A 24267-nucleotide genomic window follows, 5' to 3' on the forward strand; every position below is an offset into this window, starting at 1 on the left:
AATGCAGAAAAATTTATTACGCCATGTAGTATCCTTTGCCATGCTACTGTCTTTATTTGTAGTGATGTTAGGTGCTTATACGCGCTTGACTGATGCGGGCTTAGGCTGCCCTGACTGGCCTGGCTGTTATGGGCAAATGGTGCTTCCAAGCGCTGGGGAAAAATTGAAGTCCGCTCAAACCCATTACCCGCAAATTCCTATTGAATCCAGAAAAGCATGGACAGAGATGGTTCATCGTTACGTTGCTGGTACCTTGGCTTTATTAATTTTTTTCATTGGTTTTTATACACTGCGCAAACGGTTACAAGGCAATAAATTACCTTGGCATTGGCCTGCAGTACTTTTCATATTGGTTTTGTTCCAAGCTGCTTTGGGTATGTGGACCGTTACCTTGAAATTATTACCTGTCGTCGTCATGGGGCACCTTTTAGGAGGTATGCTCATTGTGGCTTGTTTAACACGATTCCGCCTACAAATTAGTACTTTGAATGGACAGGATATGGACAGATGGCGTCCGTGGTTTTATGCTGGATTGTTTATCCTTTTCCTGCAAATCGCTTTAGGTGGATGGGTAAGCTCAAATTATGCAGGTATCTCTTGCATTGGATTCCCTACTTGCAATGGGGTATGGTTCCCTGAGTTACATTTTGCAAAAGGATTTAACTTATTTTCACCGGTAGGGGCTAACTATCAAGGTGGGGTGCTAGACCATGAAGTTAGAGTCACCATACAATTCATCCATCGATTGGGAGCTATCATAACGGCTGCTTATCTTTTAGCGCTCTCATTATTCATCTTGATAAGAAGTCGTTTTAATTATCTCAGGAGCGCAGCTGCAGTTATATTGTGTTTGATAATCATTCAATTTACTTTAGGAGTATTGAATGTAGTTTATTTACTCCCTATAAGTGTTGCTGTGGCACATAATGGCGTTGCCGCTTTATTGTTGGCAACGTTGTTTGGTACGCTCCATTTCCTGCGCAAGGAGCACAATAATGCGCACTGATACTGCTGTTCAAACTCCGCCAGCTGCTTGGCGTGATTATCTTGAGCTTTGTAAACCTCGTGTCGTTTTACTGATGCTATTGACAGTGGTCGTTGGAATGTATCTGGCAACACCAGGATGGGTGAGCATCCCCTTATTATTATTTTCTTTATTTGGCATTGGATTATGCGCGGGTAGTGCTGCTGCAATAAATCATTTAGTAGATAAACGAATCGATGCCATTATGGCCAGAACTAAAAAAAGACCGGTTGCCAGTGGGCAAGTTTCTGTAAGTCAGGCATTAGGGTTTGCTTTAGTTATGGGTTTTTTGGGGTTGTCTGTTTTGGTCATTTTCGTTAATCCATTAACAGCAATTCTCACATTTATTACATTAATAGGATACGCAGGAATTTATACAGGTTATTTAAAAAGGGCGACTTCACAAAATATTGTGATAGGTGGATTAGCAGGAGCAGCTCCTCCATTGCTGGGTTGGACTGCTGTGACAAATCAATTGGATCCGCAGGCTTTATTACTTGTATTGATTATATTTATCTGGACACCGCCTCATTTTTGGGCTCTAGCTATTTACCGCTACGAAGAATATCAACATGCTCAAATCCCCATGCTCCCGGTAACCCATGGGATAGCTTATACTAAATTGAATGTATATTTATACACCATTTTATTGTTAGTCGTGAGTGTATTGCCTTTTGTGATAGGAATGAGTGGTTTGTTTTATTTAATTGGGGCACTCGTATTAGGTGCGCGATTTTTATTTTGGGCGCACAAACTGTACCGTACCGAAAAGCCTGTGGTAGCAATGCAAACATTCCGATTTTCAATAGTGTACTTGATGTTATTGTTTGTTTTTTTATTAATTGATCATTATTTATAGTAAAAGTAAGAAATTATTCTATGACAACAGTCGATATAAAATGGTTATAGGATTGTTCATGTACTTTCAGGGGGATTGAATGAGTTTAAAGGCTAAAAGTGTTACCTTTACTGTAGTAGTTTTACTGGCTCTTGCAGGATTGTTTTCTGGCATTTTTGTCGGTCAGCATATCCATTTCAAGAAAAAAATTGATACCTCAACATTTAATGGAACTTATCTAGAAAATCCGAGGCAGGTGAATCAATTCAGTCTGACAGGGATTGATGAAAAATCCTTTAACAATAAAAATTTAAAAGGAAATTGGACTTTAATGTTTTTTGGATTTACAAATTGTGGTTATGTTTGTCCAACAACGATGGCTGAATTATCGAAAATGTATCGGCTCCTAGAAGAAAAAGGAGTCAAAAATTTGCCGCGCATTGTTATGGTATCTATTGATCCTGAACGTGATAGTCCAGAGAAATTACGCAATTATGTCACTTCGTTTCATCCCGCTTTTTATGGAGCTTTAGGAGAAGAAGATTCCATAAAATCCATGACCCGTGAAATGGGAATCGCTTATGCAAAAGTTATTGAAAAAGGAACGAACGACCCCAATAATTATGATATTCAGCATAGTGGTGCTCTGATGCTATTTAATCCGAATGGAGAATTAAATGCCTTTTTTACTTCCCCACACCATGCTGATTTATTAGCAAAAGACTATATGTTATTAGCATCCCAATAGGGTATTTATTTCACAAATATATTTTTGTTTTTCCCATGTGATTTTTACATTTTTCTACTAGGCTTTAGAAAAGAGGCCTAGTTATAAATTAAGTTTTTAGCAGGCTCAGCACTTCTAAAGAATAAATAAAAATAAAAAGTTGAGGAACGCGTTTTTCATGAAAATTGCAATATTGGCCACTAATCCCCATTTGTACTCTCACCAGCGTTTAAAAGCGGAGGGAGAGGCAGCTGGTCATGAGATAAAAATCATTAATCCTCTGTATTGTTATATGAATGTGGCTGCTTCCTGCCCTAAAGTTCATTATCGAGGGGGCTCACCTTTACCTCATTTCGACGCTGTAATTCCTAGAATCGGTGCTTCAAATACCTATTATGGGACAGCTGTTTTGCGCCATATGGAAACGATGGGTATGTATCCTTTGAATGAATCTCTAGCTATTGCGCGTTCTCGAGATAAATTTCGATCGCTACAATTGTTGGCACGCAAGGGTATTCCCATGCCATTAACCAGTTTCGCTCAATCTCCTGATGATACCGAAGATTTAGTACGAATGGTGGGTGGTGCGCCTTTAGTGATTAAATTGCTGGAAGGAACGCAAGGTAAAGGGGTTATATTGGCAGACAGTCATCAATCTGCTGTCAGTATCATTAATGCCTTTAAAGAGATGCATGCAAATATTTTAGTTCAAGAGTTCATTGAAGAATCGCGTGGGGTTGATATACGGTGTTTTGTGGTCGGAGAGAAAGTCATCGCGGCAGTGAAAAGACAAGCAAAAGATGGGGAGTTTCGTGCGAATGTGCATCAAGGCGGTAATGCTGTGAAAGTAAAATTATCACCCCAAGAACGTGCTATAGCTGTCAGTGCGGCTAAAACTATGGGTTTAAAAGTTGCTGGTGTGGATTTAATTCGATCAAATCATGGCCCTTTAGTATTGGAAATCAATTCCTCTCCAGGGCTTGAGGGCATAGAAAAGGCTACTGGAATTAACATTGCTGGAAAGATCATCGAATATATTGAAAAACATGCAAAGCCGATTAGCGCTAATGATCGGTTTCACGGATAACTTCCTATGTTGAATTCATCTTCTTGCTGGGTTATCCAACCCAGGTCATCTTTTTTGAATATAGAGGATTAAGCCAAAGATCCATTAGCTAACATATTGCTTTTAATCTGTTTACAGCGCGCTTTCCTCTCCAAATTATGGACAATCCAATTACAGAGAAAAGAAATAAAAATGCCATGACATCAATAAACCCATTCATAAAAATTTTGTTGAATAATTGATGTAGGAAATCATTTTTCGAAAGGTTTAAGGAAAGGGTTGGATTTGCAATAAAAGCTTTTAAACTTGAAATTTGTACTTGATCTAAACCCATTGATTGAGCCATAGAAGTTAAGAGATTCTTGGTTACAAAATTATAGATAACAATAGCAAGTGAAATACCTATAGAGCCTCCTATGTTAAAAAGAGTAACCAAAGATCCTGTTGCAACACTGGCCCGATCTGAACCTACAGCGGTTTGTGCGGCAATAATCGAAACGGTATTCCCCATTGCCCACATGCTGCCAAGACAAATGAATGCAAAAGTAATATAAATGACTGACATCGTACTGGTAAAGAATAATTGCAACAATGTAGAGAAACAAGCAAGAAACAATCCGATTAAAATAGTATGCAATACACCAAAACGTTTAATTAATTTTCCTACAAAAAATGCAATTAAAAACACAGAAATAGGAATTGTAAACAAAACAAAACCAGATGTTTGTGCAGATTCTCCTTTAATAAATTGTAAATATTGGGGATCAAAAAACAAAGTGACAGAACTTAATACGCCAGCTAGAAAGCAAAGAATAGCTCCTGCGGAAAAGAGTAAATTGGAGTAATCGTTCAAATCAATAAGAGGATTGGAATGTCTCTTTTCAACTTTAAATAATAAAATACCTGTTAGAATCGCTTCAACAAAAAAGGCCACAGTAGACGGAGCCGTCCAGCCATAGCTTTGGCTATAGATTAAGCCAAGTACGATGCCGCCCATTGTGAATGCAAGCAAGAACATACCTTTAATATCTAAAGAAGTGCGCTCGCTGGTTATTTTGGATTCAGTAACTGATTTGAAGCAAAAGAGGTATCCTAATACACCTATAGGAATGTTGATGAAAAAAATCCATCTCCATCCCAGATAAGTAACGATCAGTCCTCCTAAGAGTGGACCTAGGGCGAGTCCAATACCCCCAATGCTACCAAACCAGGCTAAAGCTTTTCCTCTTTCTTCTTCTGGAAAAAACTGTGGTAGTAATGAAAGACCTAAAGGAAATATAATCGCAGCGCCAACTCCTTGAAACAAACGTCCCAAAATTAACCAGTAAATATTAGAAGCAGAGCCAGCGATAATTGAAGCAATAATAAAAATCCCGCCACCGACGTATAAGCAACGTCGACGGCCATATAAATCACCTATACCGCCCATAACGGTTGCTAAAATACATAAAGCTAAAAAATAAATATTCATAACCCATTGTGCTGAGACTAGATTGGCTTGAAGTTCATTTTGAATGGTAGGTAAGGCAACATTCACTACCGTATAGTCGAGATAACACCCAAAAGAGAGCAAAGCGATTCCAATAAAAGCATACCATTTATATTGCTGACTCTTCACTTGACTCGTTTTAGACACGTTTTATCCCTATGCAAATGTTTTAAAAAAGGCTCGAGAACATAATTTTTTTGTCAATAATGCTGAAAAATTGTAAAGTAATATCTATTTTAAAACAAGAAAATGAATAAAATAAGGTGTATATGGTTTAAATGTGAGCAATAAAGGTTGTTTTATAGGGTGGGAAAGGATCGTTGTTAAAACAAATCCGTCCTCAGCATTGAGGTAGCTGATGACATTTATGTTGAGCTTGATTAAGGACATGCTCCAGAGCCTTCTTCTTCTTGCTCACTTTCACTTTCTGTAATTTCCTCGCTTTTTATTGTTTCATATTGTTTTTTGAAGGTGTAATACATCGGTGTATTCATCGAAACTAAAGCGGCGCTGTCTAAAGAGTCCCTAAATGCTTCCAAAGCCTTCTCTGTTTTCTTAGTGAAAACATGAGGCCAATTGTTACCGAGTTCGCGCTTTAGCATTAAAATTTGGAAATCCATCCCTTTTTTCATTTGTTGAATGTCATTATAACTTTCTAAATTATTGGCAGAAAATTGATCTATGTATTGAAGTAATTTCAATCTTGCCTCTAAATATTTTGATCGGTCTTCATCACCAGTTGCTTTCATTTTGCCATGACAGGCTTCAATTCTTTCTTCTATCATATGTTTAGCGATGCCAAATTTTAATTGAGGAGAAGCTGCAATTTGGGATTTGGAATGTGATTTGCAATAATCCACGAGATCAGATTGATCCTGCGACTCTTGCCATTGATTAAAAAGACTCTCAGAAAACAGTCGTGCCCCCTCATCATTTTGTTTTGCAGGAATCCATTTTCCATTAGCGGCAGGATCGGGTTTTAGCAAGATTAAATCATTGGTAATGACCATGTGTAATTTATCTTTACTGTGATTTTTAATCCATTCTTCCGCATTTTTAGAGCCATTCACTCCGAATTTAAATCCAAAATGACCATACGCTTTAGATTCTGTGAGACCCGTTTTGTTTAAAGCCAATGGGCTTGGTGTAAAATCATTCGTTTTCCATGCTCTCCTTGAGCCCATAAATGCGACAATTTCCCTAAAATTATCTTGGTCTTTACCTTCCACACGAGAAAAAATTTGCTTGGTATTGGGCAAGCTATCTATTCGAGGCATTAAACTTCGGATATCACTTAAAGGATTATCCCATTGAGAAAAAGTTTCTGGAATAACCACACCTAAGTCGGTCGTGAGAAAGGCTGCTTCTCTCACTCTATTTTTTACTTTTTCTAAAATTTTACAACGGCTATGTAAATCCTTTATACCAGAGTATCCCTGATTATTTGCAAGTTGGATGACTAATTTGCGCATTTGAGATACTTCTCTAATAATGCCTCCATCCGCGGCAACAACATAATTACCGCTTAAATCTGTTGGACTTGCTTTCAAAAACTGGTTGGATTTCTCTACTGCTGCTTTAGCAGCAAAAGATTTACCACATCCTGAGGGACCTGCAACAATGACTATTGGGCGCTCCTCCCATTTAGGACCTTCAAAATGAGAAGTAGATTGATAGACAACTGCATCTCTGAATTCTTTGCTATTCATTTCCTCCTCTAAAGCCTTTTCAAATAATTCAAACCCTTTTTTACCTAGAAGTTCCTTCATTTCTATGGTAGCTGCTTCAGGATTAGTCCCTCTGGTGTGAGGATTTCCTTTATATTCGGGAAAAGAGTGCTGTTGGAGAAATTCAATGAATTTTTTTCTGAAAAATTGAGCGTCATCTTTAGCAATTGAAAGATCACTTGCTTCATCATACGTATCTAGATATTTTTTAATTTTTTGAAAACGTTCATTCTGATATTCGCTTATTCCTTTGTATAATTCATTTTGTCCATTTAATGAAATATGAGCCTGTACCCATTCTTCTTGTTCATTAACAGAAACATCAGTTGGCTCCTGTATTTTATATTTTCCAATTTGATGCTGTAATGAAATGACAGTGGAGGAATCGATTAAAGCTTGCATAGACAACCTTATCATTGGACTATTTTGCTTTAATTATAGCCAAGATACAATGAAAGCGAGCAGAAGGGATTAAATAAAGAACTAATGGGAAGAATCGCCTTTCCCAGCCAACCAATCTGCACTGACTTCAAATTCTTGTGCTAAAGCGTTAAGAAGTTTCTCATCTGGATTTACAGCTCCATTTAATAAGGCTTCTGCTTTAAATTTCGGTATTTTAATCAGCTTGGATAATACCTCGATACGTTCTGCACTGGCTTCAGGCGCCCCAATATTATCAAGCTCTTTATTGAGTCTTTCTGAAAATCTCTTATTAAGCATCTGCTTCTCCTAATAAATGATTTAGTTAGTAAAGTACTATTAAGCGATCCCTCTACAGCTAAGCCATTAAAAGTCGGGCAGAAGCGAAGGACTATCTTATTTATTTCATATAGCATAAAAATGATGTTTTGCAATTTTGTAAACAAGAAGTAAGCAATAAACTCCTTTATAAAATATTGCTGCAATTTGCCAGGGTCGTCATCTGTTTGGGTTGATCTGTATTATCTTTCAATTTAGTATTAACCCTCCAAATATGATTGTTTAGGACAAACATGATCGAAGAAGTTGCTGTAAAATATCCGTGTGATTTAGTTCTATTTGGTGCCTTAGGAGATTTATCCTGTCGTAAAATATTCCCTGCGTTGTACCAATTAGAGCGTGCTAATCTTCTTCATTCTAATACGCGCATTATTGGCTGTGCACGAGACCAAATCGCTTTACCCAATTATATTGATTTTATAAAATCAAAAATAAAATCTTTCATAACCGATGAGCTGGACGAGCAGGTTTGGTGCCGTCTTGTAGCCAAAATGTCCTATTGCCAACTCGATCTAACTCGAACAGAAGATTACGCAAAAATACTAGACTTTGTTAACCAAGAAGAAGGCGTTTGCATATCGTATTTTGCAATTCCCCCTTCACTTTATGCCCAAACTTGCCAGGGTCTTTGGAGTATAGGTTTAACGAAACAGCCCTCGCGGGTGGTTTTAGAAAAACCAATTGGACATGATTTACCTTCATCTATTGTCATAAACGATGAGGTTGCTCATTACTTTACTGAGGAGCAAATTTATAGGATAGATCATTACTTAGGCAAAGAAACTGTTTTGAATTTATTGGTATTGCGATTTGCTAATGCTATTTTTTCTTCCAATTGGGATAATAAAGCAATTGATAAGGTTGAAATTACTGTTGCGGAAGAGGTGGGTGTAGAAGGTCGATGGTCTTATTACGATAAATCTGGGCAGGTGAGAGATATGTTGCAAAATCATCTCTTACAAATCTTGTCGCTTTTGGCAATGGAACCCCCGATGAGTTTATCTGCTGAATGTATTCGGAATGAAAAATTAAAAGTTCTCAAATCATTACGGCCTATTTCAGATGCTCAAGTTCATGAACATACAGTACGAGCTCAATATTCAGGAAATATTGTTAAAGGCCAACAAATACCAGGCTACCTGAATGAAGAAGGCGCCCGCAAAGGTTCAAAAACTGAAACTTTTGTAGCGATTAAAGCCTATATTGACAATTGGCGCTGGGCTGGCGTTCCTTTTTATTTATTAACTGGAAAAAGACTATCAAAGAAACAAAGTGAAGTAGTCATTTACTTTAAACCACAACCATACAATATTTTTAAAGAATTCAAACAAGAATTATCGCCGAATCAGCTCATCATTCGATTGCAACCTGACGAGGGGGTGGAATTGCGAATGATGAATAAAATTCCGGGTCTTAGCGAAAGTATGCAATTAAGAGACAGTAAATTGGATTTAAATTTCAATCATCTCTTCTATTCGCAAAGGATTGCTGATGCGTATGAACGTTTATTGTTAGAAGTGATGCTAGGTCATCAATATCTTTTTGTAAGTCGGGAAGAAGTAGAACAAGCTTGGAAATGGATTGATGAAATAGAAAAAGCCTGGGAAAGGCAAGAGATACCACTCCATACATATCCGTCGGGTACGTGGGGGCCTTTAGAGGTAATTCGCTTATACAATGGGAAAGCACATGTATGGGGGGAGCAAAATGCTGTTACGTAGTTTTAGCGAAGCGAATTTATTAACTGAAGACTTCGCAGGTCAGTTAAAACAGATTCTTTGTGAGGCTATTGCACAACGCGGACATGCTTATTTAGCAGTTTCAGGCGGGAAAACCCCTGTTGCTTTATTCGGCACACTGGCAAAACTTAATATTCCTTGGAATAAAGTCACCGTAACTTTAACCGATGAACGTTGTGTCCCAATCGATGATCCGGATAGAAACGAACGATTAGTGCGACAGTTTTTACTCCAGCACAATGCATCTGAAGCTCATTTTTTGAGTTTGTATCAAGAGGGGTATTCTTTAGAAGAAACCGAGCAAATGATTGCTTCTTTACCTCCTTTTGATGCTGTGATTTTAGGAATGGGCGAAGATGGTCATGTTGCCTCTTTATTCCCTTGCTCTGCGGAGCTTATGATGGGAATGGATGACAATGCCCCGGCGGTGCTTCGTGTGAACCCAAAGACTGCTTCTTATGAACGAATCAGTTTAACTAAAAAAAGGTTATTAAATAGTCGAGTCATATTTATTCATTTGCTGGGTAAGAAAAAATTGGCTGTATTGCATCAAGCAATGTCGGAACAGAATTCCATGGTTATGCCTGCCAGCGCTTTTTTAAATCATCTTGATGCGAATGTTCAGGTGCTGTACGCACCTTAAGGAAAAAGAATGCACCCGATTGTTGCCCAAATCACCGATAAGATCCGTGAACGGAGTACACGAAAAAGAGAAGTATATCTGAACCATATCGAAAAAATGCGTATTAAGGGGCCTCAACGCAGTGTACTACATTGCGGTAATTTAGCACATGGTTTTGCCGCTTGTGCAAAGCAGGATAAAACCAATTTGAGCGGTATGGCCAAAGCAAACATAGCAATTGTTTCCGCATACAATGATTTACTTTCTGCACACCAACCTTATCTCGACTATCCTGCTTTAATTAAAGACGCCATTTCTGCTGCTGGCGGTGTCGCACAATTTGCCGCTGGCGTTCCAGCTATGTGTGATGGAATTACGCAAGGTCAGGCAGGAATGGAGTTAAGTTTGTTAAGTAGAGACGTGATTGCAATGTCTACAGCAATTGGGTTATCGCATAATATGTTTGATGGCGCTTTAATGTTGGGTATTTGCGATAAGATAGTTCCCGGGTTAATGATGGCTGCTTTGAGCTTTGGCCATTTACCGTTTATTTTTATTCCTGCAGGACCGATGCCCTCAGGAATTTCCAATCAGGAAAAAGCGAGAATCCGTCAACTGTATGCACAAGGAAAAGCAGATAGAAGTGTCTTGCTGGAAACAGAAGCGGCCTCTTATCATTCTCCAGGTACCTGCACCTTTTATGGCACTGCCAATTCCAATCAATTAATCGTGGAGACCATGGGGTTACAACTTCCCGGGTCTTCTTTTATCAATCCCGGCACACCATTGCGTAGTGCATTGACCTGGTCTGCGGCACAACAAATTCTTAAATTAACTGATTTAAATGATCAATATATGCCTATTGGTCAATTAATGGATGTAAAAAATATTGTCAATGGTATAGTGGCTTTATTGGCATCTGGAGGCTCAACCAACCATACAATGCACCTTATTGCTATTGCCTCTATGGCGGGCTATACCATAAATTGGGATGATTTTGCTCAATTGTCAGCCGTAACACCCTTAATTGCCAAAATTTATCCCAATGGAAATGCAGACATTAATCATTTTCAGAGAGCAGGAGGTATGGCTTATTTTATTCGTTCTTTACTTGATGCCCAATTATTGCATGAAGATGTTCACACCGTGATGGGATATGGTTTAACGCGATATACAGAACAGCCCATGCTGGATAATGAGCAGTTAATGTGGGTTTCGGGTCCTTCTCGCTCAACTGACGAAACAGTTCTAACTTCAGCCAAAACCCCCTTTAAGTCACATGGAGGTTTACAAGTATTAAGTGGCAACTTAGGCCGTGCTGTCATGAAAACCTCAGGACTTGCTGCGGATAAATATAAAGTGAAAGCACCTGCGGTAGTTTGCTCCAGTCAAGAAGAATTTGATCAGATGTACCAAAAAGGAAGTTTGGAAAAGGATTGTGTGTTAGTTCTTCGTTTTCAAGGACCTAAAGCTTGCGGTATGCCAGAATTGCACCAGTTGACCCCCAAATTAGGGGTTCTTATGGACAAAGGGTTTCAGATTGGTTTAGTGACCGATGGCAGAATGTCTGGTGCTTCGGGCAAAGTGCCGGCGGCAATCCATGTGACGCCCGAGGCGATAGATAATGAAGTATTTTCTCTCGTTCAAACTGGAGATATTATTTTACTTGATGCGGAACAAGGTGTACTGCAATTGTTCGTTTCTGATGATGAATTACAAAAAAGAACTAGAGCTGTTTTAAAAAATATGGAGTTTCAGCTGGGGACAGGGCGAGAATTATTTACCAGTTTAAGATTAGAATTTTCAGGGGCTGAACAGGGAGCATGTAGTTTATTTAAAGGAAAAGAGTCTGCTTATGAGTTTTAAAGATTTAAAAATACAGGCAATTGTCGCGGATATTGGGGGTACTTTTGCTCGTTTCAGCCGTGTCAATTTAGAAAATTTGGTCATGGACAAAATAGAAATTTATTCCTGTGCAGCATACCCCAGCATTGAGTCGGTTATATTAGAATACCAGGCAAAACATCAACTGCAAGATATAAGGTATCTCGTTCTCGCTGTTGCTTGTCCTGTATTGGATGATCTCATTTGCATGACCAATGCAAATTGGCGTTTTTCTATTCATGAATTGAAACAAAAACTGGATTTTGATGACCTTAAGGTCTTAAACGATTTTAATGCCATTGCGATGAGTTTACCTTTCTTATCGGAACACCAAACGCTTCAAATAGGAAGAGGTACCGTTGATAGAAAGGGAGCAAAAGCTGTTCTCGGCGCTGGAACGGGTCTCGGTGTGGCCTTCCTGATGCCTCATGATGAAGGGTATTCTGCACAGGCAGGTGAGGGTGGACATGTGAGTTGGGGTGCAAAAAATGAACAAGAATGGTTTATTTATTCCTATTTAAAAAAGAAATACGAACATGTTTCATATGAGCGTTTATTGTCCGGTCATGGATTGGAGAATTTGTATCAAGCATTAGCTGCTTTTCATCAAGTAGAAAAAGCTTATGCACCTGCCTCAGAAATTACTATTTTGGCTGTAGAGCAAAGATGTTCTATTGCTGAAGCAGCAGTTGCTCAATTTTTTGCTATTTTAGGATCTTATGCGGGAGATTTGGCATTAATTTTTGCAGCTTTTGGCGGGGTTTATATTGCTGGAGGGATTGTTCCAAGATTAATTCCTTTGCTTCAGGGCAGTCACTTCAGAGCACGTTTTGAGGAGAAAGGCCGTTTTAAACCTTTCAATTCAAAAATTCCGACTTTTGTGATTACTGCGGAACAGCCCGGAATTCTAGGGGCTGCTGTTTATTTAAAACAAAAGTTTATTTAAATAAAATATAACATGAGAAGAACTGCTTAATCGAGTAGTATCAGATTAGTAGATAACCAGGAGGACTTATGTCTTTTCCAAGTTGGACGGTAACGCCGGACATTGTATATTCTACATCACCTGTAATTCCTGTAGTGGTTATAAAAGAAATAGAACATACAATACCTTTAGCCACTGCTTTATTTGCAGGTGGTATTCACGTCATCGAAGTGACACTACGAACCCCCGTTGCTTTGGACGCACTTAAATTGCTTGTAGAAACTTTTCCGGAAGCATTAATAGGAGTGGGGACAGTGATTACACCAGAGCAATTAAAAAAGGTCTCCGATTTGGGTGCCAAATTTGCACTGAGTCCCGGAAAAACACAAGCTCTATTAAACGCGGGTTTAACATCAAAAATAGCTTTAATCCCAGGGATATCCAGTGTTTCGGAATTAATGGAAGGGTTGACCTTGGGTTATACCCATTTTAAATTTTTTCCAGCAGCAGTTTCGGGTGGAGTGAATATGTTGCGTGCCATGTATGGTCCATTTCCTCAAGCTAGATTTTGTCCTACTGGGGGAATCAATGAGAGTAATTTTTCTGAATATTTGGCACTTCCAAATGTTTCCTGTGTCGGAGGATCTTGGATAGTTCCGGAGGAGGCTATTAAAAAAGGTAATTGGTCGTTAATTACCGATTTGTCTTTATCAGCCCGACAGAAGGTTAGAGGATGGGGTTAAGATAAAGAAATATTGGCTTATATCTGAACCGTAAATATAGGGAATACAAAGAATAAGAATTAACTTAGCACAACAATTTATCGCTTTATTGCTTTAGATTGGTCAATTAAGGAGTGAAACAATGACATGGTTTGTTGCAATAATTGGTTCGGTTGCTGGTTTTCTGTTTGGGTATGATGAAGGAATCATTGCGGGCTCACTAGATTTAGTTAAAAATTATTTTAACTTAAACCCTACGCATATTGGCGTTATGGCATCTGCTTTACCTTTTGGGGCACTGTTTGGCTCTATGCTGATAGGTGCAGTGACTGCCTCGCAAAGTGTGAAGCGTTTTGGGCGTCGTACATTACTTTCTTTTGCAGGAATTTTGTTTTTTCTAGGTGCCTTAGGGGCTGGATTCGCTGATTCGATTACTGTATTGATCCTCTCTCGCCTTATTTTAGGTCTGGCTATTGGTGTTGCTTCTGTAATGGCTCCTTTATATTTGGCAGAAACAGCCACTTTTGAAACAAGAGGGGCTGTAGTAGCCATTTATCAATTAGCTATGACTTTTGGAATCGTTTGTTCTTATTCAGTCAATTATCTTTTTATAGACAACCATGATTGGCGCGCCATGTTTGCTTCCAGCGCTTTACCTGCCATGATATTAAGTATTGGCATATTGTTTATGCCCGAGTCCCCAAGATGGTTGTGCAGCGTAGGACGGCGCGATGCCGCATCTAAAGCTTTAAAAAAATTGCGTCAGAGTCATTCAATTGAACAGGAACTCGCAGACATAGAGGTCACTTTAGCAAATGAACCTCGAAAAGGAAGCTGGTTATTCTTATTTCAAAAGCCCCTACTACCTGTATTAATGCTGGGTACTATCTTGTTCTGCTTACAACAATTGAGTGGAATTAATGTCGTGATTTATTTTGCCCCTGAAATCTTTAAAAATTTAGGAATGAATAGTTCAACGGGACAAATATTAGCAACGATTGGCATAGGGCTTGTTAATATGTTAGTTACCGTTATCGCCATATTAAGTGTCGATAAGATTGGGCGACGAAACTTACTGCTATTCGGCTTTTCCGGAATGTTTTTTAGTTTATTGGCCTTATGTATGTTTTCATTATGCCAAGTTGCATGGCTCCCCTATTTGTCTGTAGTCTGTTTAATTCTTTATATTTTTTCTTTTGCAGTGAGCGTTGGGCCCATTCCCCATATCTCAATGGCTGAGATATTTCCTTTACATGTACGGGGTGCAGGCATGGGATTTTCTGCCATGAGTAATTGGTCTTTTAATACTGTAGTTATCTTTAGTTTTCCTATTTTGGAAAGAATGATGGGTATTGAATATACTTTTGCTTTATATGCACTGATCTGTATTCTAGGCCTCGTATATACCTACTTTTATATGCCGGAAACAAAGGGTATTAGTTTGGAACGCATAGAGAATTACATCATGTCGGGTAAATCGTTACGTTGGTTAGGGCGGGAAGAGATAGTTCATCCCGTGGATATTAATAAAAAAGAATCATCCTACACGGCTCCAATTTAAAATATTCAAAAAGAAAAAAAGTGGAAAAAGTGCAATGTTGTGTTTGTTTGTGTGAAACGCTTTTGAAAATACTTCACGCATGGGTCTGCTAATCAATAGAAAATAGTTTCATTTATTTATATTATATTTGGAGTGCTATTTAATGGAACTTTCAATTACAAGGAGAAGTGATGATGAAAAAATTTGTATTGGGTACTTTGTTTTTATGTACTTCTACAGCTTTTACAGCAGACTGTAATTTCAACTTACATTTTAATGGCACTTGGACTTCTTTTAAACACTGGGTAGTAACAATAGTGGATGTTACAAATTCGACGGAGGTAGTGGGAGGGTTTCCCGTTTATTATCAAGGATTTTATCCTACGACAAATTTAATATCATTTACTGTAAAAAATTGTACAAATAAAACTCAGCTTGGCATATTTGGGCACTCTCCTGGGCTTCCTGGAAAAGGAGCTAGTAACGATGAATCTGCTAGTTTAGAATCCATGGCCTATGAACCCAATGTTTTTTTAGAGGGAATGTCGCGTTGTGTGGGAGATTTCAGTCCTGATCCATCTACCTGGAGCAACCTAACCTTAACAGTAGGAAATCCCATCGACCCAGGGGCACGTCCAAATAATTTCGAATTTACACGACCAGGGGATCCGTATTATAGATTGTCATGGTCGAAATCCCAGTTAGAAGTGACATGCAAAAACTCTGGTTTAGATTCTGAAAATGTAACTACTGATTTATAGAAAATCTATAATCTGCAAGTGTATACTAAACAATACTTGCTGATCAATGTGTTACCTTTGTAATTCTTAAAAATCAGAGTTCTATTCGAACTCTGATGAAATTGTAAGTCTACTGCTAAAAAACCTGCCGAGAGAAAGATAGTCGACTTATATACTGTGTGAGTAAACACCTTTTAATACAGGATTATTCAATTTTGTGGTTAGTTTATCCCGTAATTCAATAGCCCGTAGAACTGCGACATAACTCCAAGTGAGTGAAGATGCTCCCTGTTGGATTCCAGTATTTAAATTGATTTGCTCACGAAGTTTCATTTCTGGAGCATATTGCTTGATTAGTTTTAAATAATTATCTCCCCTTACAATATGTTTGGCTATTTTATCTTGGTTGCTTTGGGTTAAGATTAAATTATCGGCAAGGGTATAATAATATTCCGCCATAGTCGCAGTAAGAATAAACCAAGGATTTCCTAAACTATTGTTTTGGTAACCATCGTAGGTATCTCCTGGATAGCGGCCAAATAAAATTTCTTCAGAATGATTGCTGTTGATTGGAAACAACCAATCAAACTGCTCATATAGTGCCTGTACTGTATTGCGGACGTAAGTACTCCCTGGATAAAAATCACTATTTTCGTGAGGATTAAGTAAAACACCTAAAATCACTGAAGAATCTAACTCTAAAGTCTTTTGGGGCCCTGGGTGTGGTGCAAGCGTTGCTTGAATTATTTTATGATTAGGGTCAATATGTTGTTTTAGGCGAGTGCTAAGTAGCTTCGCTTGTTGCTCGTAATAAACTGCAGCGTCATCATCATGAAGACGACGAGCAAGAGCTGCACCTTCGAATAATGCTTTTTGTTGTGCCATTGCAGTAAAAAAATGATCTCCCAAGACTTCTTCCCAAAGGTCGAAATTTTTTTCCATCCAATGATGCGCTGTGTATTCTAAATCCATTTTAATCACACCCATGGAATTAGGATCTAAACTATTATTATAAAGATTAGTTGTGACGTAGTTTGTTTCATTATTATCCAACAACTGATGCGCAAATCGAATTAACACAGTAGCTCTCAGTGCTGGACCATCATTTTGAGGTCTACCCCAAGGCCCAGAGTAAGGATGGCCGTCTACATAAAACTTAGGTTCTCCTAATATGTCATATCCTGGTAAAGGATCTTCCTGATGTTGAAGTTTTTGAGACCAGGAAACATAATTTAATAAACGTTCTTTATATCCTACCGCGTGTGATGATTCATACCATTTTTCAATTAAACCCATAGCAATGGCAGAATCGCGAATCCAATCATAAAAGTAATCAGGATTTTGCTTGGAGGGTGAGGCAATAATGGCGCCATTCATTTGGATATTAGCAAAAAAATGTTGTCTCAGCTTTTGTACATCTTCAAGACTAAACACAGAGCCCATAGCTTGAGATACAAAAAATACCATTAAGAAAAAAATCCTTTTCAATGTAATCTCCTATAAAAAGTGAACGTTTCATAGTACCTTAAATTATTTAGGCAGAATAGGTATCCAGGGTCTACTAGATACACAAAGAACATGTACTTTCAGATACTTAAATAAAAAGTGCGGATTTAATCGGACCGGTATACTGAATGCAAAACTAAGTTTTTTTAAATTTTGTGATTCGTTTGGATATCAAAAAATAAATGGTGGGAAGAATTAATAAAGTAAACAAAGTGCCAATTAACAAACCACCAATGAGGACAATTCCAATGGCTTGTCTTGCTTCGGATCCTGCATTATGGGAAAACACTAAGGGGATAGCCCCAAAAACCATGGCGCTTGTGGTCATGAGAATAGGACGTAACCTTAAGGAACATGATGTTTTAATTGCTTTCGCTAAATGCATGCCTTCCTTTTGTAATTGATTGGCGAATTCAACTATTAAAATACCGTGTTTACTAATTAACCCTACCAAAGTGATCATCCCAATTTGGGTAAAAATATTTAAGGATTGCCCAAAGAAATAAGCAAAAAGTAAAGCCCCAAAACAGGCTAAAGGTACTGTAAAAAGAATAATAAATGGATAAATAAAATTTTCAAATTGAGCTGCAAGAATGGCATAGATGAAGATGATTGCCAGAGAAAATAGCAAAATCATAGTATATGAAGATTCATTGTATGCTTTAGCGGCGCCGGTCCAACTTAATTTATACTGCCTCGGAAGATTTTCCTTTGCTAATTTCATCAGTTGCCCCATTCCTTTTTTAAAGGATTGATTCTCAGGTAATTGGGCATATAAAGTCGTAGCGCGCATTTGATTGACATGTTCTAACGCAGTTGGCTGAGCACGTCTTTGCATTCGGGCTACTGCGCCTAACGAAATTCTTTTTCCCGATGATGTGGTAAGATAGAGCTCATCTAAAGTCCAGGGTTTAGAAGAACCCTGGAGTGTCACATTATAAGAGACACCGTCTTTTTGAAAAGAGATGGATTTATCCCCGCTAAAAAATACTTCTATTGTTTTAGCAAGTTGTGCAGGAGTCAATCCTAATTGAGCCAGCGCATTTTTATCAATATGTATCGAATAACCAAGTGAATCGAGGCGTAGGTCATAACGGGTAGCGCTAAATTGTTTCGTTTGATCAAGTATTTTTTTAAAATGTTCTGTGGCATTGAATAATTCACGAAAATTATCCGTAGTAGAAATCACAAGCTCCAACTCTGAATTATTTCGGGCATCTTCGACTCCAGGCAATCCAGAGTCCCAACTCCAAACATGTGGATCAATAGAAGGCAATTGTTCGGTTGTTGGTTTTATGGCATTGACAATATCCTCTGCCGAACGCTTTCTTTGTTGGTGTGCTTTTAAAGGAATGACAATGCTGCTTCCCCAATTCCCTAAAAAGGTTAGGGTGTTTTTTGCCTCAGGTATGTTTCCAATAGATTGTTGCAGGCGTTTGGTATTGGATTCCATGGTATCTAAATTATCTCCGGACAAGAGAGACGTATAAATTCCTATTAAACCACGATCTTCTTTTGGCGCTGTTTCCCCAGGTAATATTTTGTAAAAAAGGAAACTAAGCAGCAGTGTAGAAATGAGTGCCAGCAGAGCAGTCTTTTTCCGATAGATGATGATATGAAGTAGCTTATAATAATAATTGCTTAATGTGCCCAAATATTTGTCCAGGGATGGCCATAAATTATTAGTATTTTTATGGAGAAATGTCGCGCACATTAAAGGTGATAGGGTAAGGGCCACGATCCCTGAAATGAAAACACTTCCGGCCAGGGCTACAGCAAATTCGATGAATAATTGGCCAATCATGCCATTTATTAAAGCTATTGGGGCATATACGCTGGTTAAAGTAAGAGTCATTGCTACAATAGCAAAACCGATTTGCTTTGATCCTTTTAGTGCTGCATCAATAGGTGATAAGCCCTCTTCAATGTACCGCCAAATATTCTCTAGAACAATAATGGCATCGTCTACAACCAAACCCACTGCCAATACCATCGCCAGAAGCGTGATCTGGTTGATGCTAAATCCTGCAATTTTTAAAAATACAAGAGAACCTAAAAGCGACACTGGAATGGCAATTAAAGGAATTAGGGTGGCACGAATATTTCGTAAAAATAAGAAAATGATGACTAAGACTAAAATAATGGACTCAACAATGGAAGACTGGATATTTTTAAGAGAAGTTTTAATGAATTCAGATTGATCAATTATTATTTTGGTTTTAATGTTTTCAGGTAAAGTTTTTTTTAACTCGCTTAATTCTTTGCGGACACTTTGCGACACTTCAACTGGATTTGCGTCATTTGCCCGATTAACAGCAAGCACCAAACCAGAGTGGCCATTGACTTTCACTCGAAATTGGCTGTCGTCGGTGGTTAATTTTATTTGGGCTAGAGATTTAAGATAAACAGGGTGATTATTTAATGTTTTTACCACTAGGTTGGCATAATCCTCTGGAGTTTTTAATTCAAAATCAAGTGTCGTTGGAATTTTATTCTGATAATTACCGGCTGGCAAAGACAAACGATTATTGGCAATCGCATTCGCCACTTCATCAACATTAATTCCATATGCAAATAATTTCTTTTGGTTTAATTTAATATCATAGGTAAAAGGTTGTCCCCACACATCCACTGAGGCCACACCCTTAAGACTACGAAAAATGTTTTTAAGATTTAAATTGGCATAATGTGTGAGCTCACCAAAATTAAAAGAAGTCGATTCTAATGCAATTCCTATAAAGGGCAACCCATCAGCTTGTCTTTGGCGCTCTACTGTAGGTGCTTTTACTGCGCTAGGAAGTTGTGCTAAACGAACGGCCTCATTTGTGGCATTGAGGGCTTTGTCCATTAAGGTTCCTGACCGAAATTGCAGGGTAATATAGGATTTACCTGGCTTTGATCGTGAGGTCATTAATTCCAAACCTTCTACGCCCGCTAATTGATCCTCGAGTGTATTGGTTATTACGGATTCAATAAGTTCCGGGCTTGCATTCGGGTAATGAGTACTCACTGTGATGACGGGAAAACTGATATTAGGGTATTCTCGCAAAGGTAAGGAATTGAAACACAATATTCCTAAAAGCAGGATCATGCTGTTAAAAATAACTGCAATTACCGGATGTTTTAGAAAATAGCTTGTAAATTTCATACAGAAGCTAACCTTTAAAAATTAAGATTTCCTGTCCTGGATATAACCTTTCAGGGCTTTTACTCACTATTTGTTCCCCAGATTTTAATCCTGAAATAATCTCTACCTTATCCTCTTCTTGAATCCCAGTTTTAACGGCAATCAGTTCCACTTTATTATTTACCACTTTATAAACATGTGTTTTGCCTCTTTTGATAAATAAAGATTGGGTTGGAATTACAAGAGCCTCCATTTTTTTATTGACTATGAGCTGGCCAGCAATACTGGCGCCTATCAAGCAGTTGGCACATTGGATGTCCACGTCGGCAGGGCACATATGGGTATCATCATCTATCATTTTTTGCACATGACTTAAATGGTAAAGCTGATTCATGATGTAAATAGGTTGATTTTCTTCGATAGAATAGTGATTTGTGCAGGGGATATCAATTTCCACAGTCAACGAGTCCGGATCATATATAGTTACTACAGGAGCTCCCTCCGTTACTTGTGCTCCTTCTTTTATTTTAAATGCACCGATTACCCCATCAAAGGGGGCATAAAATCGCATGTTTTTTAGTTCAATTTTGGTTTTGGACTTTTCTTTTTGCGAGTCGATCCAGATTCTTTTCTTCTCTTCAACTTCTCTTGCACTGACAAATCCTGATTTTTGCAATTTTTTTAACCGTTGGTATTGAATATTCTCAAGCTGTTCTGTTTCTTTTGAGAGTTGATAACTTCTTTCTAAATCAGGATTTGATATTTTGGCAATCAGATCCCCTTTTTTTACAGTTTGTCCGGAACTCATGAGGGTATCAAGCATTCCAGAACCTTTTGCGACAAGAATGGTTGAATGTTTTGGGCGTATCATGCCGATGAGTTTTATTTTTTTTTCAATGAAGGTGGGTTTTACTGTGACGACCTCCACTATTTTAGGAGAAGGAGGTGCGGATTTCTTTGTGGAACAATTCATGATGATGTAAGTCATCGAAATAGAAAATATAAGAAGACCGAATGTGATGAGTGTGTATTGATGAGTGATGATTTTTCTGATTTTCGATACTCTCAAGGATAGATTCACATGTTGCTCCTAAAATCTGCATTAGCTTCCATTTGGGTTATAGTCATAACTGCTTTGACCCATAGAGGATGTGCATTCATGCAAGGAACTAACGTAAATTCTTGACCTCCAAGCGATAGCCATTGCTGCTTGAGACGAATTCCTAATTCCTCAAGGGTTTCCAAGCAGTCAGCGACAAAAGACGGGCTAATCACTATGAGTTCCTTAACCCCTTTATCTATCAAATCAGCAAGAACGAGATCGGTGTAAGGTTTAATCCAGGGCGTCTTACCCAATCGTGACTGAAAAGCGATACTGTATCCATCCGATGATAGTTCTAATTCTTCTGCTAATAAATAACTGCTTTGATGACATTGGGCTCTATAGCAATCCTGTAGTTTGTCAGTTAAAGGGGGACAAGCTCCGACACATAGGGATTGGCAACTTCCTTTCATATTTTGACGTTCTGGAATTCCATGGTAGCTAAAAAGAACATGAGTTTGTTTCTGCAGATAAGGTTTAATGACTTGGGCCTGAGCTTTAATATAAGCAGGATGTTGAAAAAAATCACTGAGGATGGTGATTGAGGGGACGCGTTCCCAGGTTCTGAGTATGCGCATGACTTCGGAAATGGATGATCCATTCGCTGCTGAGGAATATTGGGGATACAAAGGTAAAATTGTAATTGACTCACAATGCCTTAACTGACTTAGAGCGGTTTCAATGGATGGTTTACCATAGCGCATGGCCAAAGCAACGAGCTGATCAGGAGCCATTCTTTTTTGTATTTCTTGTACGAGCCTCTCGCAATGAACAAGTAACGGAGATCCTTGGTTTGTCCATATGCTTCGGTAAGCATGGGCTGATTGTTTGGAACGGAAAGGGACAATAAAGAAGTAAACCAACAGATAGCGTAGCAAAAAAGGCAAGTCAATAACACGTTTGTCAGTAAGAAATTCTCGTAAATAACTTCTGACAGATGAAGTATCTGGAGTATTTGGCGTACCAAGATTGATCAGTAATAAACCATGCTTCATTGGATATTCATGAATCTTAAGTAAAATAGGCCATCATACCTGAACAGAGGGTATAATTCAGTAGTTGTTTGAAAATCATTCAATAAGGTTCAGGAACGCAGCACCACAATGATACTGCGTCAGCCTAATCAAACAATTTCAGCATCTGCATTCTCATTGAGCACAATGACATTTGTTGCATGGAGACCTTTGTCACCTTGTTCCACGTCATAATTGACTGTTTGGCCCGGAACTAAGGTTTTATAGCCTGTACCATGAATTGACGAGAAATGAACAAAAATATCGTCACCACCATTTTCTGGAATAATAAAGCCCCAACCTTTGGCATTGTTAAACCATTTCACTTCACCTTTAGCCATATTTCCTCCTTTTCTAGAGTCATATACAGTAACTCTATTGTTTTTCTCAATCGCTCTGACTGTGCAGTTAGTTGAGCAATTGCATTTATCCATAAATGACAATTGAACCTATATATTTTAATAGGTCGTTTTAACATATCTTAAAATAGACTCTTTACTCAATAGTATTTTCTATAAAAAAATTAATTGTGTTAATAATTCCTTAATTTGTATATGCTAACTTAGTACTATAGGTGTGATAGGAGGAGTTCAGATGAGTCAATACAGTAAAATGTTAGGCAAACTTGCTGGACCAAACCATTCCAAGGTTTCTCAGGATCAAGAGGAAATGGTTGAGGATTTTGCAGTACCTCAATTGAGTCCTAAAGCGAGTTTTTCTCCCAAATCATCTGAGAATTTAGGAATGGAAAACGTTTTAAAGAATATATTAGGGCCTAAAAGAAATTCTCCGGAGTTAAAAAAGTAGCTGATTTCATTGTCATCCGTATAAAAGCAATCATCCGTAATGTAAAGAGCCCTCTTAGGAGGGCTTCATTTTAAATAATAATTTTTAAACATAACAATTATTAATAGCACCAACTGTAATAAAAATCTTATTATTTTAATTCAAACTTAGGTGCTAAAGCCTGTATTTCGGTATATACTTTTTAAAAAGATATGTAATGTTTTAGAGGGCTTTAAAATGGCAGGTTTTGCAGAAACAGCACATTGGAGGGATTCTGCTCGTAGCGCTCGCTTTTTTATCGTGGATGCTCGGGCTGCATTTCCCATATTTTTATTTTTAATGCATATAAGAATATGGACAGGAATATTGGTTTTAATTTCTGCAGTTTTTTTTGGCATTATTGAGCATTATGGATTTACAGTGCCGGTTTTTTTAAGATGGATCAGGAGCTCCCTGGCGGGTTCGATAAAGATTTCTAAACCGTGGTGGCGTTAGTATGGAGAGAGACATTCCCAAATGTATGTCAACCATAGCAGCTAGTTTAAATGCAAAATTTTATCTGAATGATCGCTTTGTGAGTTACGATGAAGTTTTTGCGGAAACAGGCTTGTTACCGGCCATTGCCAAACGCGCGGATCAACTGTGTTCTCTATGCCTTGGTTATGGTTTAGGAGCGACATTTGATGAGGCAGAAGGAGCATTGCTAGGCCTGAGGGTTGTTTTTGATGAGGTAACGCCCAATGTTTTACGTTTGTTATGTATGACGGACGTGTTGAATGAGTTAATTCAGGGTGGTCCAAGTAAAGATTATACCCCTCTGGATGAGTTGATGTACGACTAGGTGTATTTTATTGAAATATATTGTAAAGAAATCGAAATTAATGATAATTCGCGATACATTTGTGATGGTTTTTGGTAAACTATTTTTAAT

Annotated in this window: 22 protein-coding genes; 14 read left to right on the plus strand and 8 right to left on the minus strand. The window is 38.2% G+C overall.

The genetic code is table 11. The features are described from left to right. Window position 1: 1 nt before the first annotated feature. From BU07_RS0102685 to rimK, 4 genes are all read left to right on the plus strand, one after another. On the plus strand, window positions 2-1006 hold the full coding sequence (locus tag BU07_RS0102685; RefSeq protein WP_031563456.1) for a COX15/CtaA family protein: 1005 nt from the start codon (window positions 2-4) through the stop codon (window positions 1004-1006). Then, complete coding sequence (cyoE, locus tag BU07_RS0102690; RefSeq protein ID WP_031563458.1) at window positions 996-1883, plus strand: heme o synthase; 888 nt, start codon at window positions 996-998, stop codon at window positions 1881-1883. The genes BU07_RS0102685 and cyoE overlap by 11 nt, the downstream gene beginning before the upstream one ends. Before the next feature lie 79 nt (window positions 1884-1962). Beyond that, window positions 1963-2610, plus strand: coding sequence for an SCO family protein (locus BU07_RS0102695; protein ID WP_031563461.1), 648 nt, complete (start codon window positions 1963-1965; stop codon window positions 2608-2610). Between the two features lie 157 nt (window positions 2611-2767). Beyond that, the gene (gene rimK, locus BU07_RS0102700) at window positions 2768-3676 is read left to right on the plus strand and encodes a 30S ribosomal protein S6--L-glutamate ligase (RefSeq protein ID WP_031563463.1); all 909 of its coding nucleotides are present in this window, start codon (window positions 2768-2770) and stop codon (window positions 3674-3676) included. Window positions 3677-3764: 88 nt separating this feature from the next. On the opposite strand, the gene BU07_RS0102705 is transcribed toward rimK, so the two are convergent. From BU07_RS0102705 to BU07_RS0102720, 3 genes are all read right to left on the minus strand, one after another. Continuing rightward, window positions 3765-5291: an MFS transporter gene (locus tag BU07_RS0102705; RefSeq protein ID WP_031563466.1), complete on the minus strand. Its 1527-nt coding sequence runs from the start codon at window positions 5289-5291 to the stop codon at window positions 3765-3767. Window positions 5292-5524: 233 nt separating this feature from the next. Further along, on the minus strand, window positions 5525-7273 hold the full coding sequence (locus BU07_RS0102715) for a P-loop NTPase family protein (protein WP_031563469.1): 1749 nt from the start codon (window positions 7271-7273) through the stop codon (window positions 5525-5527). Window positions 7274-7354: 81 nt separating this feature from the next. Beyond that, window positions 7355-7591: a hypothetical protein gene (locus BU07_RS0102720; protein ID WP_031563471.1), complete on the minus strand. Its 237-nt coding sequence runs from the start codon at window positions 7589-7591 to the stop codon at window positions 7355-7357. 272 nt (window positions 7592-7863) lie between these two features. On the opposite strand from BU07_RS0102720, the gene zwf reads away from it, so the two are divergent. From zwf to BU07_RS0102755, 7 genes are all read left to right on the plus strand, one after another. After that, window positions 7864-9351, plus strand: a complete 1488-nt coding sequence (gene zwf / locus BU07_RS0102725) for a glucose-6-phosphate dehydrogenase (RefSeq protein WP_031563473.1) — start codon at window positions 7864-7866, stop codon at window positions 9349-9351. Then, the gene (gene pgl / locus BU07_RS0102730) at window positions 9338-10012 is read left to right on the plus strand and encodes a 6-phosphogluconolactonase (RefSeq protein ID WP_031563475.1); all 675 of its coding nucleotides are present in this window, start codon (window positions 9338-9340) and stop codon (window positions 10010-10012) included. The genes zwf and pgl overlap by 14 nt, the downstream gene beginning before the upstream one ends. 9 nt (window positions 10013-10021) lie before the next feature. Further along, window positions 10022-11857 (plus strand): phosphogluconate dehydratase, encoded by a 1836-nt coding sequence (gene edd / locus BU07_RS0102735; protein WP_031563477.1) that lies wholly within the window; start codon window positions 10022-10024, stop codon window positions 11855-11857. Further along, on the plus strand, window positions 11847-12821 hold the full coding sequence (glk, locus tag BU07_RS0102740; protein WP_031563478.1) for a glucokinase: 975 nt from the start codon (window positions 11847-11849) through the stop codon (window positions 12819-12821). Before edd ends, glk begins: the two co-directional genes overlap by 11 nt. A gap of 68 nt (window positions 12822-12889) precedes the next feature. After that, window positions 12890-13543, plus strand: coding sequence for a bifunctional 4-hydroxy-2-oxoglutarate aldolase/2-dehydro-3-deoxy-phosphogluconate aldolase (locus BU07_RS0102745; protein WP_031563480.1), 654 nt, complete (start codon window positions 12890-12892; stop codon window positions 13541-13543). A 121-nt stretch (window positions 13544-13664) separates the two neighbouring features. After that, window positions 13665-15083, plus strand: a complete 1419-nt coding sequence (locus BU07_RS0102750; protein ID WP_031563482.1) for a sugar porter family MFS transporter — start codon at window positions 13665-13667, stop codon at window positions 15081-15083. A 170-nt stretch (window positions 15084-15253) separates the two neighbouring features. After that, window positions 15254-15823: a hypothetical protein gene (locus BU07_RS0102755; RefSeq protein ID WP_115262303.1), complete on the plus strand. Its 570-nt coding sequence runs from the start codon at window positions 15254-15256 to the stop codon at window positions 15821-15823. Between the two features lie 147 nt (window positions 15824-15970). Here BU07_RS0102755 and BU07_RS0102760 read toward each other — a convergent pair whose 3' ends face one another. From BU07_RS0102760 to BU07_RS0102780, 5 genes are all read right to left on the minus strand, one after another. Beyond that, window positions 15971-17269: a glycoside hydrolase family 15 protein gene (locus BU07_RS0102760; RefSeq protein ID WP_031563486.1), complete on the minus strand. Its 1299-nt coding sequence runs from the start codon at window positions 17267-17269 to the stop codon at window positions 15971-15973. 175 nt (window positions 17270-17444) lie between these two features. Further along, the gene (locus tag BU07_RS0102765) at window positions 17445-20456 is read right to left on the minus strand and encodes an efflux RND transporter permease subunit (RefSeq protein WP_031563488.1); all 3012 of its coding nucleotides are present in this window, start codon (window positions 20454-20456) and stop codon (window positions 17445-17447) included. A 7-nt stretch (window positions 20457-20463) separates the two neighbouring features. Then, window positions 20464-21516 carry an efflux RND transporter periplasmic adaptor subunit gene (locus BU07_RS0102770; protein WP_031563496.1) on the minus strand — a complete coding sequence of 351 codons (1053 nt, stop codon included), beginning with the start codon at window positions 21514-21516 and terminating at the stop codon, window positions 20464-20466. Beyond that, window positions 21513-22532, minus strand: a complete 1020-nt coding sequence (gene hemH, locus BU07_RS0102775) for a ferrochelatase (protein WP_035898950.1) — start codon at window positions 22530-22532, stop codon at window positions 21513-21515. Before hemH ends, BU07_RS0102770 begins: the two co-directional genes overlap by 4 nt. 128 nt (window positions 22533-22660) lie before the next feature. Then, window positions 22661-22891 carry a cold-shock protein gene (locus BU07_RS0102780; protein WP_031563502.1) on the minus strand — a complete coding sequence of 77 codons (231 nt, stop codon included), beginning with the start codon at window positions 22889-22891 and terminating at the stop codon, window positions 22661-22663. Between the two features lie 253 nt (window positions 22892-23144). Here BU07_RS0102780 and BU07_RS0102785 point away from each other — a divergent pair, with 253 nt between their 5' ends. The 3 genes from BU07_RS0102785 (at window position 23145) to BU07_RS0102795 (ending at window position 24177) form a co-directional block, all read left to right on the plus strand. Next, window positions 23145-23357, plus strand: a complete 213-nt coding sequence (locus BU07_RS0102785; protein ID WP_031563504.1) for a hypothetical protein — start codon at window positions 23145-23147, stop codon at window positions 23355-23357. Window positions 23358-23573: 216 nt separating this feature from the next. Then, complete coding sequence (gene icmT, locus BU07_RS16625) at window positions 23574-23831, plus strand: IcmT/TraK family protein (protein ID WP_035898951.1); 258 nt, start codon at window positions 23574-23576, stop codon at window positions 23829-23831. A gap of 1 nt (window position 23832) precedes the next feature. Then, window positions 23833-24177 (plus strand): type IV secretion IcmS family protein, encoded by a 345-nt coding sequence (locus tag BU07_RS0102795; protein ID WP_031563508.1) that lies wholly within the window; start codon window positions 23833-23835, stop codon window positions 24175-24177. The last annotated feature ends 90 nt before the right edge of the window (window positions 24178-24267 follow it).

The sequence above is a fragment of the Legionella wadsworthii DSM 21896 = ATCC 33877 genome (genome assembly GCF_000701265.1).
GTDB lineage: Bacteria > Pseudomonadota > Gammaproteobacteria > Legionellales > Legionellaceae > Legionella > Legionella wadsworthii.

Excerpts from the sequence above, each read along its gene's own strand:
- BU07_RS0102685 (WP_031563456.1), top strand. The coding sequence starts at position 2 with ATGCAGAAAAATTTATTACGCCATGTAGTATCCTTTGCCATGCTACTG.
- rimK (WP_031563463.1), top strand. The coding sequence starts at position 2,768 with ATGAAAATTGCAATATTGGCCACTAATCCCCATTTGTACTCTCACCAG.
- edd (WP_031563477.1), top strand. The coding sequence starts at position 10,022 with ATGCACCCGATTGTTGCCCAAATCACCGATAAGATCCGTGAACGGAGT.
- icmT (WP_035898951.1), top strand. The coding sequence starts at position 23,574 with ATGGCAGGTTTTGCAGAAACAGCACATTGGAGGGATTCTGCTCGTAGC.
- BU07_RS0102695 (WP_031563461.1), top strand. The coding sequence starts at position 1,963 with ATGAGTTTAAAGGCTAAAAGTGTTACCTTTACTGTAGTAGTTTTACTG.
- BU07_RS0102785 (WP_031563504.1), top strand. The coding sequence starts at position 23,145 with ATGAGTCAATACAGTAAAATGTTAGGCAAACTTGCTGGACCAAACCAT.
- BU07_RS0102780 (WP_031563502.1), bottom strand. The coding sequence starts at position 22,891 with ATGGCTAAAGGTGAAGTGAAATGGTTTAACAATGCCAAAGGTTGGGGC.
- glk (WP_031563478.1), top strand. The coding sequence starts at position 11,847 with ATGAGTTTTAAAGATTTAAAAATACAGGCAATTGTCGCGGATATTGGG.
- BU07_RS0102755 (WP_115262303.1), top strand. The coding sequence starts at position 15,254 with ATGATGAAAAAATTTGTATTGGGTACTTTGTTTTTATGTACTTCTACA.
- cyoE (WP_031563458.1), top strand. The coding sequence starts at position 996 with ATGCGCACTGATACTGCTGTTCAAACTCCGCCAGCTGCTTGGCGTGAT.
- BU07_RS0102765 (WP_031563488.1), bottom strand. The coding sequence starts at position 20,456 with ATGAAATTTACAAGCTATTTTCTAAAACATCCGGTAATTGCAGTTATT.
- BU07_RS0102745 (WP_031563480.1), top strand. The coding sequence starts at position 12,890 with ATGTCTTTTCCAAGTTGGACGGTAACGCCGGACATTGTATATTCTACA.
- zwf (WP_031563473.1), top strand. The coding sequence starts at position 7,864 with ATGATCGAAGAAGTTGCTGTAAAATATCCGTGTGATTTAGTTCTATTT.
- BU07_RS0102750 (WP_031563482.1), top strand. The coding sequence starts at position 13,665 with ATGACATGGTTTGTTGCAATAATTGGTTCGGTTGCTGGTTTTCTGTTT.
- BU07_RS0102720 (WP_031563471.1), bottom strand. The coding sequence starts at position 7,591 with ATGCTTAATAAGAGATTTTCAGAAAGACTCAATAAAGAGCTTGATAAT.
- BU07_RS0102760 (WP_031563486.1), bottom strand. The coding sequence starts at position 17,269 with ATGGTATTTTTTGTATCTCAAGCTATGGGCTCTGTGTTTAGTCTTGAA.
- pgl (WP_031563475.1), top strand. The coding sequence starts at position 9,338 with ATGCTGTTACGTAGTTTTAGCGAAGCGAATTTATTAACTGAAGACTTC.
- BU07_RS0102795 (WP_031563508.1), top strand. The coding sequence starts at position 23,833 with ATGGAGAGAGACATTCCCAAATGTATGTCAACCATAGCAGCTAGTTTA.
- BU07_RS0102715 (WP_031563469.1), bottom strand. The coding sequence starts at position 7,273 with ATGCAAGCTTTAATCGATTCCTCCACTGTCATTTCATTACAGCATCAA.
- hemH (WP_035898950.1), bottom strand. The coding sequence starts at position 22,532 with ATGAAGCATGGTTTATTACTGATCAATCTTGGTACGCCAAATACTCCA.